Consider the following 13,049-nt stretch of genomic DNA (forward strand, 5'->3'; position numbering starts at 1 on the left):
ACCGGCCCGCCTGCACGGTGAGGCGCCCGGCGGCACCGTCATCGGCCAGCGTGACAAGCGCGCCATCGGGCAGTTTGCGCACGATCTCGTGCAGCATCACCGCCGAGACGGTGGTGGCACCGGCGCGTTCGACCTGTGCGGGGGCCTTGTCGACCACCTCGATATCGAGATCGGTGGCGCGGAAATGCACCGCGTCGCCTTCGGCCTCGATCAGCACATTGGCGAGGATCGGAATGGTGTTGCGCCGCTCGACCACGGATTGTGCCTGTGCCACGGCCTTGAGCAACGTGCCGCGTTCGATGCTGAGTTTCATGCCCTCGCTCCTGTCAGGTGCCGGTCTTGCGCCGGGAGGGGCACGGTAGCAATATTCCCCTGCGGCTCAAGCGCTTTATCGTGTTTTCGGCTGGAAATCTGGCAGCGTCAAGGGCCACAGCCCCCGCAGCATGCCGCGCGGGGGGCGTTTGCGGCGGTAAAGCCGCGCTCAGCCTTCGAGCGTGCGGCGCAAAAGCTCCAGATCGTCGGCGATCTGAGCGTCCTGAATGCGCAACTCCTCGATGCGCTTGACCCCGTGCATCACGGTGGTGTGGTCGCGTCCGCCGAACCGACGACCAATCTCGGGCAACGAGCGCGAGGTCATCTGCTTGCACAGATACATCGCCACTTGACGTGGCCGGGCGAAGGCGCGCAGGCGCTTGGGCCCGATCATGTCGGAAAGGCGGATGTTGTAGTGATCGGAAACCTTGCGCTGGATCTCCTCGACCGAGACCTTGCGCTCGGAGGCGCGCAGCACGTCGGCAAGGCAGTCCTGCGTCAGTTCCAGCGTGATCGGCTGGCGCACCAGCGATGCAAAGGCGAAGAGCCGGGTCAGCGCGCCTTCGAGCACGCGGACATTGGTGCTGATCCGGTGGGCGAGGAATTCGAGCACGCCCTCGTTGAGTTCAAGGTCGGGATATTGGTCGCGGTGGCGGTCCAGCTTGGATTGCAGGATGCCGAGGCGCAGTTCGTAATCGGTGGGGTGCAGATCGACGACCAGACCGCATTGCAGGCGCGACTTGATCCGGTCTTCGAGATTGGCGATCTCGCCGGGGGCGCAATCGGCGGAAATCACGATCTGCTTGTTCTGATCGACCAGCGCGTTGAAGGTGTGAAAGAATTCCTCCTGCGTGCTGTCCTTGCCGGCGATGAACTGCACGTCATCGACCATCAGAACGTCGACCGAGCGGAACATCTCCTTGAAATCCATCATCTTGCGGTCGCGCAGGGCCTGCACGAACCGGTACATGAACTGCTCCGCCGAGAGATAGAGCACGTTCATGTCGGGGCGCGCGGTGGTCAGATCCCAGGCGATGGCGTGCATCAGGTGGGTCTTGCCCAGACCGACGCCGCCATAGAGAAACAGCGGGTTGAAGGTGGTGGGCCCGCCTTCGGCGACGCGCTTGGCTGCGGCATGGGCCAGCTCATTGGGCTTGCCGACGACGAAGGTGTCGAAGCGGAACCGCTCATCCAGCGGGGCGGAGGGCAGGGCACCGTCGGTGCGGACCGGCTGCACGGCGGCGGCGGTCCTCGGCGCGTCGGGCTGTGACGGGCGGGCCGCGCAATTGGCGGCGACACGGAAATTCAGGCGGCGCACCTTCGGGTCGATGCTCGAGATCTGGTAGAGGATCAGATCACCGTAATGCTGCGAGACATAGTTGCCAAGAAAGCTGGTGGGCACCTGAAACGTCGCAATGCCGCCCGAAACCTCGGCGAGTTCCAGAGGTTCGATCCAGTTTCGGTAATTGCTCTGCCCGACCGAGTCCTGGATTTTCTGTTTCAGCCGTCCCCATTGTTCTTGCGTCATGATATCCCGTTCCGCTGCTCTCTCGTATCCAACCAGCGGCTGATCCACTGGTCGGTTCACTCTTACGCGCGCTCACCGGATGGGGGCAAAGGACGACCACCACTGTTGCGCAGGGCAACAGCCGCAGGATCCTCAGACAGATCACCGTGCATTCCGAAAGCGGCAGAGCGCGACGGCCTGTCCCAAGAGACCGCGGGTTCTTCCGGCATCCAAAATACGTTTACATGGACAAAGCCAAAGCAGAAATGCTCGTTTCAGAAGCGGATCGGATCAATCTCGTCTGATCCTGCCTCCGTGCAGCCTGTCCCCCCAAGCGTGAATCGCAGGTCTGAAATTAGCAACGTCGCAGCTGTCTGGGCAACTGATCAATGCGCTTGACAGCGGCTTTGGCAGAAAAGAATCTATCCGCCCCCGAAGGGTGCTGGAAAAACAAAAAGGCACCGCGCGCGGCGGTGCCTTTATCCTTCAACGACTTAGCTGAAAGCCTTAGCCGAGCGACTTGACCCGCGATGCAAGGCGCGAAACCTTGCGCGACGCGGTGTTCTTGTGGAAGACGCCCTTGGTGACGCCGCGCATCAGCTCGGGCTGGGCGGCGCGGAGTGCGGCAACTGCGGCATCTTTGTCACCCGAGGCGATCGCCTCTTCGACTTTGCGCAGGTATGTGCGAATCCGCGACCGGCGGGCTTTGTTGACTTCAAAGCGCTTTTCGTTCTGGCGTGCGCGCTTCTTGGACTGGGGTGTGTTGGCCATGTGAATCAGACCCTTTCAAGGTTCGGTATCTAGGTGTGACGCACGGATACCCAACCGGGCCCCCGATCTCCGGGGTGATGATTCTTGCCTGAGCGGGCATCACGCGCATGTATGGCGGGCCTTTTACGCCGTTTGGTGCGGAATGCAAGCCCCCGGCTATTCGCCCAGCTTGGCGTGGACTTCTTCGAGGTCGATTTCGCCAATCGGCATCTTGTTGGCGGGATTCTCGAAATCGTATTTGAAGACCTCGAAATCGCGTTTGTAGATCTCGTAGACCAGATGCATCGACAGGTCGTCGAAATAGTCCTCGACCGGGTGGGCGCGCTTGGGCCCGTGGCCTTCGGATTCGTTGAAGCGCGGGATCTTCTTGAGATTGACCTTGTGCGGCGTCTGGATGGATTTCAGAACGTCGGCCATGCCGTCGTTGAAGGCCTCGGTCCAGAAGATCTTGTCATAGGTGCCGCCGTTGACGATGAAGGTCGAGACGTGGCCCGCCTGCGCCGACCAGTGGATGTCGGGCTCCATCGGGCGCTTGAAGCGGATCGAGTCGCGCGCGAAAAGCAGGAAGCGGCGAAAGCTCTTGATCTGGTCGAACTCCTGCTTGCCGTCCTCGCCGCCGACCTCGATGCCGTATTTCTGGATCAGCATCGGCACCAGCTTGCCGCGATAGCGTTTGCCGTTGCGCTGGATGCCGCAGATCTTGTCGAAGAAGGAGGACAGGATGCGGGTGTAGGGATTGCGCACGCAGGTGAAGGCATAAGAGGTATGGGTGCGCACATTGGCGTTGATCAGTTTCTGGCTGTCCTCGCGCGCCCATTTATGCAGCCCGGTGGTGGCATCGTGGATGTCGCCGTCGAAGAAATCACCGTGATCAGAGTAATACATGATCTGCCCGATAGTCGAGCAGGCGCATTTCGGCACCACGCGGTAGACCACGCTCTCGCTTTCGGTCATCCATGTCCCTGGAAAGCCCATTGTCGCTGCCTCCGCACGTCCCGGCCCGGTTTTTATGGGCTCAATGCTTTGTAACCTGTTCAAAAAACCAAAGAAAGCCTGTTTATTCAGACGACCTTCACGGGTATTGCTATACACAATCTCTGAAAAAAGGGTTGCACAGTTTCTGATATGGCAAAAATCGCGTTCATCCTGCTGTGCCATAAAGACCCCGAGGCGATCATCCGTCAGGCCGAGATGCTGACGGCTGCCGGGGATTACATGTCGATCCATTTCGATGCCCGCGCCAAGCCTGAAGCGTTCCGGCAGATCCGTGAGGCGCTGGCGGACAATCCCAATGTGACTTTCGCGAAGAAGCGCATCAAATGCGGCTGGGGTGAGTGGTCATTGGTGCAGGCGACGCTCTATGCCGTCGAGGCCGCCGTTGACCAGTTTCCGCGCGCCACGCATTTCTACATGCTGTCGGGCGATTGCGCGCCGATCAAATCCGCCCGTTTCGCGCATGAATATCTCGATGCGCGCGATGTCGATTATGTCGAAAGCTTTGATTATTTCGAAAGCGACTGGATCAAGACCGGGATGAAGGAAGAGCGGTTGATCTATCGCCATTTCTTTAACGAGCGGACACAGCCCAAGCGTTTCTATGCCGCGTTCGAGGCGCAAAAGCGCCTGCGGCTGACGCGCGAGATTCCGCATGATATTCAGGTTCAGATCGGCAGCCAGTGGTGGTGCCTGCGCCGCCGCACGGTGGAATGGATCCTGGATTTCACGCGGCGGCGGCGTGACGTGATGCGGTTTTTCCGTACCACATGGATCCCTGACGAGACGTTCTTTCAGACGCTGGTGCGTCATCTCGTGCCCGAGACCGAGATCGAGACGCGCACGCTGACGTTTCTGATGTTCACCGATTACGGGATGCCGGTCACGTTCTACAACGACCATTACGACCTGCTGCTCAGTCAGGATTATCTCTTTGCCCGCAAGATCAGCCCCGAGGCGCTTGAGCTCAAGCGCCGCCTCGGCGCGCTCTATAACAACACGCGGGCCGAGTTCCAGATTTCGAACGAAGGGCGCAGCCTGTTCAAGTTCCTCTCCGGGCGCGGGCGCGAGGGGCGGCGGTTCGCCCAGCGCTTCTGGGAGACCGAGAGCACGCTGGGCCGCGAGCGTGAGCTGATGATCGTGGTGTGCAAGAAATGGCACGTCGCCAAGCGTCTGCTCGACCGGATCCGGCAGGTCACCAACCTGCCCGCGATCGAGTATCTCTTTAACGAGGAGGGCACCGCCCTGCCCGATCTGGGCGGTATCCAGGGCACCTTGGCCAAGCGCACCCGCCATCGCCGCGCGCTGATGCGGATGCTGTTCGACTATTACGAGACCGACCGCCTGATCGTCTGCATGGACCCGGGCAGCATCGACCTATTGCAGGATTTCTGCGGCGACCGGTCGGTGACCAAGCTGCTGGAAATCCAGTGCCATTTCACCGATTCCTATCTTACCGGGCACGCCATGCGCGTGGGCCTTGCCGGCGAGCAGACCCCGCCCGAGACGCTGGAGCGGCTGTTGCCCACGATCCGCGGGGACATGACCCATGAGAGCGATCAGATCCGTGATTCCGAATTCGAGAACCATCTGATCCTGCGCGAGAACGACGATGCCGCGCGCTATCCGGATCTGTTGTCGCGGTTCCTTGATATTCCCCCCGAAAAGGCGCAGGAAATCGCCGCACTCGACCATCTTTTTGCAGATTGAGGACGCCCCATGTCTTATGCCTATGACGACCAGAACATCTTTGCCAAGATCCTGCGCGGCGAGATTCCGAACAAGACCGTGCTGGAGACCGAGCATACGCTCGCCTTCGAGGATATCCAGCCGCAGGCCCCGGTGCATGTGCTGGTGATCCCCAAGGGGGCCTATGTCAGCTATGATCATTTCGCGGCTGAGGCCAGCGATGCCGAGATCGTCGATTTCAACCGCGCCGTGGCCGAGATCTGCCGTCAGTCCGGTGTGCAGCTTGGCGATGGCGGGTTCCGCGCGATCACCAATTCCGGCGAGCACGGCGTGCAGGAGGTGCCGCATTTCCACCTGCATATCATTGGCGGGCGCCCGCTGGGGCGGATGCTTCAAAAGATCTAGGCAGGATTGTCTTGGGCGGGTCACGCGAATCGCGGCATGCTCCCTTTTGTACCCAACATGCGAGGGATGTTTAATGCGTCTTGACCTGCCCGTTTTCAGCCTGATTGCCGTGGCCACCCTTGCCGGTGCAGCGAACCGCCCATTGCCGAAGCCCAACGACCCTGACGATTTCGTGCGCTATATTTTCGAAGTGAATGATTGCGTCCTGACCGAGGCGCAGCTTCTGGAGATCTACAGCGCCGCAGGATATGGGCTGATGGGGGCAAACAACGCGGTGATCGCAGTTTCGAACCGCGAGGATATCGAAGTTCTGAGGCGCAATCCCTTCACCTACCGCTATTACGGCTCGGAGTATTGCGGCTTCTGAGGCGGTGACAGGCACAATCGCTTGCGGTGCCGTCTTGCCGCGCCCATATGTCCGGCGATTGCAGCGCGAACCCAACAGGCAGGCCATGACATTTCGAAGCCGTATCGGCGCCATTCTCGACACATCTATGTTCCAGAACACCATTCTAGGGGTGATCCTGTTCAACGCGGTGATCCTTGGGATGGAAACCTCTGATCCGATCATGGCGCAGGCCGGTCCGGTGATCACCCTGCTCGACAAGCTGTGCCTGTCGGTCTTCGTGGTCGAGATCGTGGCCAAGCTCTATGCGCGGGGCATTGCCGGGTTCTTTCGGCGCGGCTGGAACATCTTTGACTTCATCATCGTCGGCATTTCGCTGGTGCCCGCGACGCAAGGTTTGTCGGTGCTGCGCGCGCTGCGCATCCTGCGTCTGTTGCGGGTGGTGTCGGTCGCGCCGTCGCTGCGCCGGGTGGTCGAGGGGCTGGTGACGGCGCTGCCGGGGATGGGGTCGGTGTTCCTGCTGATGGGCATGATCTTCTACATCGGCTCGGTCATGGCGACCAAGCTTTTTGGTGCGGCCTTTCCCGACTGGTTCGGCGATCTGGGGCGCTCGGCCTATTCGCTCTTCCAGATCATGACGCTGGAATCGTGGTCGATGGGCATCGTGCGCCCGGTGATGGAGGTGTTTCCATATGCCTGGGCCTTCTTCGTGCCCTTCATCATGGTCACCACCTTTGCCGTGGTGAACCTTCTGGTCGGTCTCATCGTCAACTCGATGCAGGACGCGCACCACGCCGAGGACGCGGAAAAGACCGACACCTATCGCGACGAGGTTCTGACCCGGCTGGGGGATCTCGAGGCGCTCATTCGTGAGCGGCGCGATCAGGACGAGCGATAGCGCGACGGCGGCTGCCCATATTCCGCGCGGTAGGCGCGCGAGAAATGAGACGAACTGGCAAAGCCGGTGGCGAGCGCCACCTCGGTCAGCGAGAGCGCCGAATTGCGCAACAGGTTGCGCGCCTTTTCGAGCCGCAGTCGGCGGTAATAGCCATGGGTGGTCTGGCCCAGATGCTGCCGGAACATGCGGTTGAGCTGGCGCGGCGAGAGCCGGGCGATCTGTGCCAGATGCGGCAGGGATAGCGGGTCGGCGATATTGCCCTCCATCGCCTCGACCGCATCGAGGATCGCCGGGCTTTGCGTGCCGACCCGTTCCACCAGGCCTGAGCGTTGCGGCCCGGTGGGCGGGCGAATTTCGGTATGCATGAACCAGTCGCTGACCTCGCGCGCAAAGGCGCGGCCGTGATGCGTGGCGATCAGCGCGTGCATCATGTCCATCGGCGCGGTGCCGCCGGCGCAGGTCATGCGGTCGCGGTCGATGACATAAAGCGTGCGTTCGATGCGCAGGTCGGGCGCGACCTCGGCCAGGGCGGCGGCATATTCCCAATGCACGGTCATCCGCCGGTCGCCCATCAGCCCGGCGCGCGCCAGGATGATTGGCCCGCCCGAGACACCGCCCAGCACCACGCCCGCGCGTGCCTGCCGCGCCAGCCACGGGGTAAGCGCGCGCGCCGGATAGGTCGCCGGATCGCCGCCCGCCACCAGAAAGAGGTGGTCGAGGTGGAGATCGTCGGCAAGCCCCGCCTCGGGCCTGACCTGCGCCGCGCCGGAACTGCACACCGGGTCAGGCGTCGGAGCGATATGGATCACCTCGTAGAGCGTGCGCCCGGCCAGCAGGTTGGCGGCGCGCAGCGGCTCGACGGTGGCGGCGAATGACATCAGCGCGAATCCGGGGATCGGCAGGATGCCGATTCGATGCGGGCCGGGAGCGTGTTTGTCCATATTCGTCATCTAATTGACTTTTCAGGACAAGTATAGCCCACGCGGATCGGCGATGATCGCGCCAGAGCGAGCCACAGGACAGACCCGATGCGCTATTCCGCCTTGAAAATCCTCCGCGAGGGGCTGACCGGCAACAAGGGCTGGAAACCTGTCTGGCGCGATCCCGACCCGAAACCCGAATATGATATCGTCATCATCGGCGGCGGCGGGCATGGTCTGGCCACCGCCTATTACCTCACCAAGGAATTCGGGCTGCGCAATATCGCGGTTCTGGAAAAGGGCTGGATCGGCTCGGGCAATGTCGGGCGCAACACCACGATCATCCGCTCCAACTACATGCTTCCGGGCAACGAGCCGTTCTACGAGATGTCGCTCAAGCTGTGGGAGGGGCTGGAGCAGGATTTCAATTACAACGCGATGGTCAGCCAACGCTCGATCCTGAACCTGTTTCATTCGGACGCGCAGCGCGATGCCTTCGTGCGCCGCGCCAATGCGATGTTTCTGGCAGGCGCCGATGCGGAACTGGCCGATGCCGATCAATTGCGCGCCGAGTTGCCGTTTCTCGATTTCGACAATGCCCGCTTTCCGATCAAGGGCGGGCTTTTCCAGCGGCGCGGCGGCACGGTGCGGCATGATGCGGTAGCCTGGGGCTATGCGCGCGGTGCCGATGCGCGCGGCGTCGATATCATCCAGAATTGCGAGGTCACCGGCTTCGACATCCGCGAGGGCAAATGCCGGGGTGTCGAGACGACGCGCGGGGCCATCCGCGCGCGCAAGGTGGCGGTCTGTGTCGCGGGCTCGTCCGGCCGGGTGATGGCGCTGGCCGGGATGCGCCTGCCGATTGAATCCCACGTCCTGCAGGCCTTCGTCACCGAGGGGCTGAAGCCGGTGCTTCCGGGCGTCATCACCTTTGGGGCGGGACATTTCTATGTCAGCCAGTCCGACAAGGGCGGGCTGGTCTTCGGCGGCGATATCGACGGCTACAATTCCTACGCGCAGCGCGGCAACCTGCCGGTGGTCGAGGACGTGGCCGAGGGCGGCATGGCGATCATGCCGATGATCGGGCGGGCGCGGCTGTTGCGCAGCTGGGGCGGGATCATGGACATGTCGATGGACGGCTCGCCCTTCATCGACCGCACCCCTGTCGACGGGCTCTATTTCAATGGCGGCTGGTGCTATGGCGGCTTCAAGGCGACCCCGGCGAGCGGGTTGTGTTACGCCCATCTGCTGGCCAAGGACGCGCCGCACCCGGTCGCCACCGAGATGCGTCTCGACCGGTTCGCGCGCGGGCATCTGATCGACGAAAAGGGCGTGGGCAACCAGCCCAACCTGCATTGAGGGGCGCGCGCCATGCTTCATCTTGCCAAAAATACTCAAAAGGCGACGCCATGATCATCAATCACCCGCTTCTGGGCCCGCGCGATGCCGCCGAGTTCGTCTATCTGGGCGATGCCGCGCTGATCGACCGGCCCGACTGGCAGGCCGAGGATGCCGCCGAGGCCTTCCACGCCTATGGCTATCTGCGCGACAACCCGGCGGGGGTGCACCGCGAGTTGTGGTATCACGAGCAGGGCGACCGGTCCTGGCTGGTGGTGACGCGCGACACGGTGAGCCACGAGATCACAGCGGTGGAACTCGCCCGCGACGTGGCCCGCGCCCGGGGGCGGGGCCGATGAGTCAGATCCATCGCATCGGTGGCGGCCTCATCGACCGCGCGACAGAGATCACCTTTACCTTCAACGGCAAGGCGATGCGCGGGCATCCGGGCGATACGCTGGCCTCGGCGCTGCTGGCCAACGGGCAGCGGCTGGTGGGGCGGTCGTTCAAGTATCACCGCCCGCGCGGTATTTTCACCGCCGGGTCGGAAGAGCCCAACGCGCTGGTGGAACTGCGCAAGGGCGCCGCGCAGGAGCCCAACACCCGCGCCACGGTGGCCGAACTCTTCGACGGGCTGGAAGCGCGCAGCCAGAATCACCGCGGCTCGCTCGAATTCGATCTGATGGCGGTGACGGACCTGCTGTCGCCGTTCCTGTCGGCGGGGTTTTATTACAAGACCTTCATGTGGCCGCGCGCCTTTTGGGAAAAGCTGTATGAGCCCGCGATCCGCGCCTCTGCCGGTCTGGGGCGGCTGACGATGGAGGAGGATCCCGACACCTACGACAAGGGCTATCTGCATTGCGACCTGCTGGTGATCGGCGCGGGGCCTTCCGGGCTGATGGCGGCGCGCACCGCAGCGCGCGCGGGCGCGCGGGTGATCGTGGCGGACGAGGATTTCGTCATGGGCGGGCGGCTCAATGCCGAGACGCTGGAGGTGAACGGGAGGCCCGGGGCCGACTGGGCCGCCGGTGTCGTGGCCGAACTGGCGGCAATGGAAAACGTGCGCCTGATGCCGCGCAGCACGGTCTACGGCGCCTATGATCACGGTACCTATGGCGTGCTGGAGCGCTGCACCGATCACCTGGCCACGAGCGGCGGCAAGCCCCGGCAGGTGCTGTGGCGCGTCTATTCGCGCCACGCGGTGCTGGCGGCGGGGGCGACGGAGCGCCCCATCGCCTTTGGCAACAATGACCGGCCCGGCGTGATGCTGGCCGGGGCGGTGCGCGCCTACGCCAATCGCTGGGGCGTGGCCCCAGGGCGGCGCGTGGCGGTCTTTACCAATAACGACGATGGCTGGCGGACCGCCGCCGACCTTGCTGCCAAGGGGATCGAGGTGCCCGCCGTGATCGACACGCGCGACGCGCCCGCTGTTTGCGATGTGCCCGGTGCACGGCATGTGCGCGGCGCGTCTGTGATGGACACGCGCGGGCGCAAGGGGCTGCGGCAGATTACACTGACTGACGGGCAGATGATCGATGTTGATTGCCTCGCCGTGTCGGGCGGCTGGAACCCGAATGTGCATCTGACCTGCCATCAGCGCGGGCGGCCTGCGTGGCGCGACGATCTGGCGGCGTTTGTGCCAGGGCGAGATCTGCCGCCCGGCATGGTTGTGGCAGGCGCGGCTAATGGCGCGATGACGCTGGCGTTGGCCCTGCGCGAGGGGTTCGCGGCGGCCGAGGCGCTGGGCTATGCCGACAAGAGCGACCTGCCCCGCGCCGAGGACGAGCCGCGCGAGTGTGCCCCCGTCTGGCACGTGCCGCAAAGCCGCGCGCGCGCCTGGCTCGACCTGCAGAACGACGTGACCGTCAAGGACGTCAAACAGGCGCATCAGGAGGGGTTTCGCGCGGTCGAGCATCTCAAGCGATACACCACGCTGGGCATGGCCACCGATCAGGGCAAGACAGCGAATATCCCGGCGCTGGCAATCATGGCAGACTGCACCGGCCGCACGATCCCCGAGACCGGCACGACGATCTTTCGCCCGCCCTATACGCCGGTGCCTATTGGCGCGCTGGCGGGCCGCGCGCGGGGCCGCGACTTCCGGCCCTATCGCCTGACGCCATCGCATCGCTGGGCCGAGGCGCATGGCGCAAGTTTTGTCGAGGTGGGCAACTGGCTGCGCGCGCAATGGTTCGCGCGCGAGGGCGAACAGGGCTGGCGCGATTCGGTGGACCGCGAGGTGCTGATGACGCGCGGGTCGGTCGGCATCTGCGACGTGACCACGCTGGGCAAGATCGACATTCAGGGGCGCGATGCCGGGGAGTTTCTGAACCGGGTCTATTGCAACGGGTTCGCCACGCTGGCGGTGGGCAAGGTCCGTTACGGGCTGATGCTGCGCGAGGACGGGATCGCCTATGACGATGGCACTACCGCGCGGCTGGGCGAGAACCACTACGTGATGACCACCACCACCGCCAATGCCGTCACGGTGTTCCGGCGGCTGGAATTTGCACGGCAATGCCTGTGGCCCGATCTGGATGTGCACCTGATTTCCACCACCGACGGCTGGGCGCAATTCGCCGTCGCCGGGCCGAACGCGCGTAAGCTGTTGCGCAAGGTGGTGGATACCGAACATGACCTCTCGAACGAGGCGTTCCCCTTCATGGCCTGCGCTGAGGTCACGGTTTGCGGCGGCATGCCGGCGCGGCTGTTCCGGATCTCCTTTTCGGGCGAGTTAGCCTATGAGGTCGCGGTGCCCGCGCGCTATGGCAATGCCATGATGGGCGTGCTGATGGAGGCGGGCGCGGAATTCGACGCCGTGCCCTACGGCACCGAGGCGTTGGGCGTGATGCGGATCGAAAAGGGGCATGCGGCGGGCAACGAGCTGAACGGTCAGACCACGGCGCATAACCTCGGCATGGGGCGGATGGTCAGCCAGAAGAAGGACTGCATCGGCAACGTGCTGTCGCAACGGCCCGAGATGCTGCACGAGGATGCGGTCAAGCTGGTGGGGTTCCGGCCCGTGGACCGCGCGACGGGGCTGATTGCCGGGTCGCATTTCATCCGGCAGGGGGACGCAGCCACGATGGAGAACGATCAGGGCTGGATGTCCTCGGTCGCCTATTCGCCGAGCCTGGGGCATTCCATCGGGCTGGGCTTTCTCAAGCGGGGCGATGCGCGGATGGGGGAAATCCTGCGCGCGGTCAGCCCGGTGCATGGCAGGGAGATGGAGGTCGAGGTGGTCTCGGCGCATTTCATCAACCCGGACGGGGAGCGGTTGCGTGGCTGAGTATACCTTGCAGGCGGAGCCGCCCCTGGCGGGCACGGAAATGGAGATTGCGGGCGTGCGCCTCTGGGCACCCAATGATCTGGCGCTGGTGTCGCTGGCGCTGCCTTTGGGGGGCGAAGCGGCGGCAGAGCAGGCAGTGCGGGCCGCCTATGGCGTGGCCCTGTCCGGAATCGGGCGGTCAGTTGTGGCCGGGGATGGCACGCGGCTTATCCGGCTGGCCCCGGATCTGGCCTTTGCGCTGTTCCCCCACGCGACCCCCGATGCCGAGCGCGTCGTGGCGGAGCGGCTGAAGGGTGCGGTCTACACCACCGATCAGACCGATGTCTGGGTGGCGCTGGCGCTTTCGGGGGGCAACACAAGGCGCGCGCTGGAGAGGATCTGCCCGATCGACCTGCACCCGGACGTGTTCGGCATGGATCACGCCGCGCGCACGGTGATGGAGCATCTGGGGGTGCTGATCCTGCGCACAGGGGATGATGACTACCTGCTGTTATCGGCGAGTTCCTCGGCCAATTCCTTCCTGCATGCGATTGAGGTCTCGCTGCGCAATATCGCGTGACCGCCCCATATGCTTGCACGCA

At 63.6% G+C, this 13,049-nt stretch carries 12 protein-coding genes and 1 pseudogene; 8 read left to right on the forward strand and 5 right to left on the reverse strand.

Annotated features, from left to right (window positions below):
- From RID11_RS10945 to RID11_RS10960, 4 genes and pseudogenes are all read right to left on the reverse strand, one after another.
- Window positions 1–313 (reverse strand): annotated as a pseudogene (locus RID11_RS10945) (DNA polymerase III subunit beta); the annotation flags it as partial.
- Window positions 314–481: 168 nt separating this feature from the next.
- Window positions 482–1,840, reverse strand: coding sequence for a chromosomal replication initiator protein DnaA (gene dnaA, locus RID11_RS10950; protein WP_350138893.1), 1,359 nt, complete (start codon window positions 1,838–1,840; stop codon window positions 482–484).
- A 486-nt stretch (window positions 1,841–2,326) separates the two neighbouring features.
- Window positions 2,327–2,590: a 30S ribosomal protein S20 gene (gene rpsT, locus RID11_RS10955; protein ID WP_350138895.1), complete on the reverse strand. Its 264-nt coding sequence runs from the start codon at window positions 2,588–2,590 to the stop codon at window positions 2,327–2,329.
- A gap of 156 nt (window positions 2,591–2,746) precedes the next feature.
- Entirely contained in the window at window positions 2,747–3,565 is an 819-nt protein-coding gene (locus RID11_RS10960; protein WP_350138898.1) for a sulfotransferase family protein, read from the reverse strand.
- Between the two features lie 150 nt (window positions 3,566–3,715).
- Here RID11_RS10960 and RID11_RS10965 point away from each other — a divergent pair, with 150 nt between their 5' ends.
- From RID11_RS10965 to RID11_RS10980, 4 genes are all read left to right on the forward strand, one after another.
- Window positions 3,716–5,293, forward strand: coding sequence for a DUF5928 domain-containing protein (locus RID11_RS10965; protein WP_350138900.1), 1,578 nt, complete (start codon window positions 3,716–3,718; stop codon window positions 5,291–5,293).
- A 9-nt stretch (window positions 5,294–5,302) separates the two neighbouring features.
- Window positions 5,303–5,677 (forward strand): HIT domain-containing protein, encoded by a 375-nt coding sequence (locus RID11_RS10970; RefSeq protein ID WP_350138902.1) that lies wholly within the window; start codon window positions 5,303–5,305, stop codon window positions 5,675–5,677.
- A gap of 73 nt (window positions 5,678–5,750) precedes the next feature.
- Window positions 5,751–6,044 carry a hypothetical protein gene (locus tag RID11_RS10975; protein ID WP_350138904.1) on the forward strand — a complete coding sequence of 98 codons (294 nt, stop codon included), beginning with the start codon at window positions 5,751–5,753 and terminating at the stop codon, window positions 6,042–6,044.
- Window positions 6,045–6,129: 85 nt separating this feature from the next.
- Window positions 6,130–6,921, forward strand: a complete 792-nt coding sequence (locus RID11_RS10980; RefSeq protein WP_350138906.1) for an ion transporter — start codon at window positions 6,130–6,132, stop codon at window positions 6,919–6,921.
- On the opposite strand, the gene RID11_RS10985 is transcribed toward RID11_RS10980, so the two are convergent.
- A complete protein-coding gene (locus RID11_RS10985; RefSeq protein ID WP_350138908.1) occupies window positions 6,906–7,862 on the reverse strand; it encodes a GlxA family transcriptional regulator in 957 nt (318 codons plus the stop codon). The genes RID11_RS10980 and RID11_RS10985 overlap by 16 nt on opposite strands.
- 87 nt (window positions 7,863–7,949) lie before the next feature.
- Between RID11_RS10985 and RID11_RS10990 the strand changes: the two genes are divergently transcribed.
- The 4 genes from RID11_RS10990 to RID11_RS11005 are packed head-to-tail and all read left to right on the forward strand — an operon-like array spanning window position 7,950 to window position 13,027.
- Window positions 7,950–9,200 (forward strand): sarcosine oxidase subunit beta family protein, encoded by a 1,251-nt coding sequence (locus tag RID11_RS10990; RefSeq protein WP_350138910.1) that lies wholly within the window; start codon window positions 7,950–7,952, stop codon window positions 9,198–9,200.
- A gap of 50 nt (window positions 9,201–9,250) precedes the next feature.
- Window positions 9,251–9,538, forward strand: a complete 288-nt coding sequence (locus RID11_RS10995; protein WP_350138912.1) for a sarcosine oxidase subunit delta — start codon at window positions 9,251–9,253, stop codon at window positions 9,536–9,538.
- Window positions 9,535–12,468: a sarcosine oxidase subunit alpha family protein gene (locus RID11_RS11000; RefSeq protein ID WP_350138914.1), complete on the forward strand. Its 2,934-nt coding sequence runs from the start codon at window positions 9,535–9,537 to the stop codon at window positions 12,466–12,468. The genes RID11_RS10995 and RID11_RS11000 overlap by 4 nt, the downstream gene beginning before the upstream one ends.
- Window positions 12,461–13,027 carry a sarcosine oxidase subunit gamma gene (locus RID11_RS11005; protein WP_350138917.1) on the forward strand — a complete coding sequence of 189 codons (567 nt, stop codon included), beginning with the start codon at window positions 12,461–12,463 and terminating at the stop codon, window positions 13,025–13,027. Before RID11_RS11000 ends, RID11_RS11005 begins: the two co-directional genes overlap by 8 nt.
- Window positions 13,028–13,049: the final 22 nt, after the last annotated feature.

The sequence above is a fragment of the Roseovarius sp. genome, assembly GCF_040219995.1.
Lineage (GTDB): Bacteria > Pseudomonadota > Alphaproteobacteria > Rhodobacterales > Rhodobacteraceae > Roseovarius.

What these genes read in the sequence shown, in the direction of transcription:
- dnaA (WP_350138893.1), bottom strand. Translation starts at nt 1,840, where the DNA reads ATGACGCAAGAACAATGGGGACGGCTGAAACAGAAAATCCAGGACTCG.
- rpsT (WP_350138895.1), bottom strand. Translation starts at nt 2,590, where the DNA reads ATGGCCAACACACCCCAGTCCAAGAAGCGCGCACGCCAGAACGAAAAG.
- RID11_RS10960 (WP_350138898.1), bottom strand. Translation starts at nt 3,565, where the DNA reads ATGGGCTTTCCAGGGACATGGATGACCGAAAGCGAGAGCGTGGTCTAC.
- RID11_RS10965 (WP_350138900.1), top strand. Translation starts at nt 3,716, where the DNA reads ATGGCAAAAATCGCGTTCATCCTGCTGTGCCATAAAGACCCCGAGGCG.
- RID11_RS10970 (WP_350138902.1), top strand. Translation starts at nt 5,303, where the DNA reads ATGTCTTATGCCTATGACGACCAGAACATCTTTGCCAAGATCCTGCGC.
- RID11_RS10975 (WP_350138904.1), top strand. Translation starts at nt 5,751, where the DNA reads ATGCGTCTTGACCTGCCCGTTTTCAGCCTGATTGCCGTGGCCACCCTT.
- RID11_RS10980 (WP_350138906.1), top strand. Translation starts at nt 6,130, where the DNA reads ATGACATTTCGAAGCCGTATCGGCGCCATTCTCGACACATCTATGTTC.
- RID11_RS10985 (WP_350138908.1), bottom strand. Translation starts at nt 7,862, where the DNA reads ATGGACAAACACGCTCCCGGCCCGCATCGAATCGGCATCCTGCCGATC.
- RID11_RS10990 (WP_350138910.1), top strand. Translation starts at nt 7,950, where the DNA reads ATGCGCTATTCCGCCTTGAAAATCCTCCGCGAGGGGCTGACCGGCAAC.
- RID11_RS10995 (WP_350138912.1), top strand. Translation starts at nt 9,251, where the DNA reads ATGATCATCAATCACCCGCTTCTGGGCCCGCGCGATGCCGCCGAGTTC.
- RID11_RS11000 (WP_350138914.1), top strand. Translation starts at nt 9,535, where the DNA reads ATGAGTCAGATCCATCGCATCGGTGGCGGCCTCATCGACCGCGCGACA.